This window comes from Candidatus Agathobaculum pullicola (genome assembly GCF_052117205.1).
In the GTDB taxonomy this organism is placed as follows: domain Bacteria; phylum Bacillota; class Clostridia; order Oscillospirales; family Butyricicoccaceae; genus Agathobaculum; species Agathobaculum pullicola.
In genome coordinates, this window is sequence record NZ_JBQKJP010000094.1 from 1 (window position 1) to 1,856 (window position 1,856).

Below are 1,856 nucleotides of genomic sequence, written 5' to 3' on the forward strand. Positions count from 1 at the left end.
CGGCTTGAATCGGTATGCCTTCTGCGAGAATTCTAAACACAAACCGTTCTGCTAAAAGCTATGTGCTGGTAGGACGGTTCTTTTTGCCTTATTATGCGGTGTTGCCCTAAAGTTTTGTGTAAACCTCCTGCGTGGTGTAGAAAAGAAGCAGCGCACAGGAGGTTTTACCATATGGCCAGAAAGAATCGTACCCCGGAAGAAAATGCCCGTTCAGAGAAGATCCGTGAGCTGCTGCAGATGGCAAACATCGGCAGCATGGATGACATCCAGAATCTATTCAAAGAGACCATTGCTGAGTTCATGGAGAATGGTCTGGAGGCAGAGCTGGATGACGAGCTGGGCTACAGCAAATACGATTACAAGACAAGGACACAGACAACAGCCGCAACGGCCACAGCAGTAAGAGGCTGCGCACCAGCTTTGGCGAAGTGGATGTGTTGGTTCCCCGAGACCGTAAGGGAGAATTTGAGCCTCAGGTGCTGAAAAAGAACCAGACCAGCATCAGCCAGGACATAGAGGAGAAAATCCTGTCCATGTACGCCAAGGGTAACGTTGGTGATTTTAGTAAAATAGAACATTCAGTAGATAAATTAACAAAATCGCTGTCTTATGCGCTTTCACAGATTGCTCTTACAAGCTCTAAGGTTTCAGATAATGCCGAACAAATGTCTAGCAGCGCCCAAATGCTCGCTCAAGGTGCCCTCATCCAGTCAGAAGCAGTTGATGAGCTTCGTTTGGCTCTTGATAGAATGTCAACAGATGCAAAAGAAAACGCTAAAATGGCTATTTCTGCTCAATATGATACACAAAAAACGAGTGAGCAAATAGAAAAAAGTGATAGGGATATGGAAGAAATGGTTGCCGCAATGAATGATATCAGCAATGCGGCGTATAGTATAGGTAATATTATTAAAGCTATAGAAACTATAGCCTTCCAAACTAATATACTTGCACTTAATGCAGCTGTCGAAGCTGCTAGAGCAGGTACTGCTGGTAAAGGTTTTGCCGTTGTTGCAAGTGAGGTTAGAAACCTTGCATCACAATCTGACCGTGCAGCTAAGGCAACAAAGGAGTTGATTATGAACTCTATTGAAGCAGTAAAGCGTGGCAATGCTATAGTTTCTAATGTATCAGATGTACTTAAAAAAACATTAGAATTTTCAAATCAGTCCGCAGAGGGAATGGATAAAATCACAAAGGCTGTGCAAGGTGAGTCAAAAATCATTGAAAAAACTGCAGCAGGTATAAATCGGATAGCTGAGGTAGTACACACAAATTCGGCTACAAGTCAGGAAACTGCAGCTGCTAGTGAGCAAATGTTCACACAGTCTCGACAATTGCAAGAGCACACAGCAGCATTTATTCTTCGTAAAGATATAAAAATCAATGAAAGATAGATCACTCGCTCATAATCGACGCCTTTATTAGTTTTTCATCATGCTCCAGCAAAGAAAGAATCAGCACACCCGACAAAATGTCAACCATACAAGCGGTATCAGAGATGTTATAATAAAGATAAACTCAGGTTTTCGCATTTTGTTGTCATCGTATCATCGCTCCCCCAGGGGGAGTCTGCCTACCCGGATTGTAAACGAAATCGGTAGCCTGAATCATACGTATGTAGACCATACAGATCACCCATTTATGGGGCTGTGTGGTCTTTTTTTGTACAAATTCAAACGATGGCAGGAAAAACGAATGTGAGGGAAAACAGATTGATGGGGGTGCGGCATCAGACAGCGCGCAGGGTCAGGTAGAATAAGTTTCGCAAAAACAAAAAAGACATGGTTTGCAGATCTCTGGTAAAATGAAGTCGCGACACACCATTCGAAGGGAGAAAGCAAACCATGTCCGAG

Annotated in this window: 1 protein-coding gene and 1 pseudogene; both read left to right on the forward strand. The window is 43.4% G+C overall.

All coding sequences use genetic code 11. The features are described 5' to 3' along the window. Window positions 1-171: 171 nt before the first annotated feature. Window positions 172-653, forward strand: a pseudogene (locus ACTQ3V_RS15490) (transposase); the annotation flags it as partial. A gap of 30 nt (window positions 654-683) precedes the next feature. Then, window positions 684-1,397 carry a methyl-accepting chemotaxis protein gene (locus tag ACTQ3V_RS15495; RefSeq protein WP_441468280.1) on the forward strand — a complete coding sequence of 238 codons (714 nt, stop codon included), beginning with the start codon at window positions 684-686 and terminating at the stop codon, window positions 1,395-1,397. Window positions 1,398-1,856 lie beyond the last annotated feature (459 nt).

Coding starts and splice junctions, on each gene's coding strand:
- ACTQ3V_RS15495 (WP_441468280.1), top strand. CDS start 684: ATGCTCGCTCAAGGTGCCCTCATCCAGTCAGAAGCAGTTGATGAGCTT.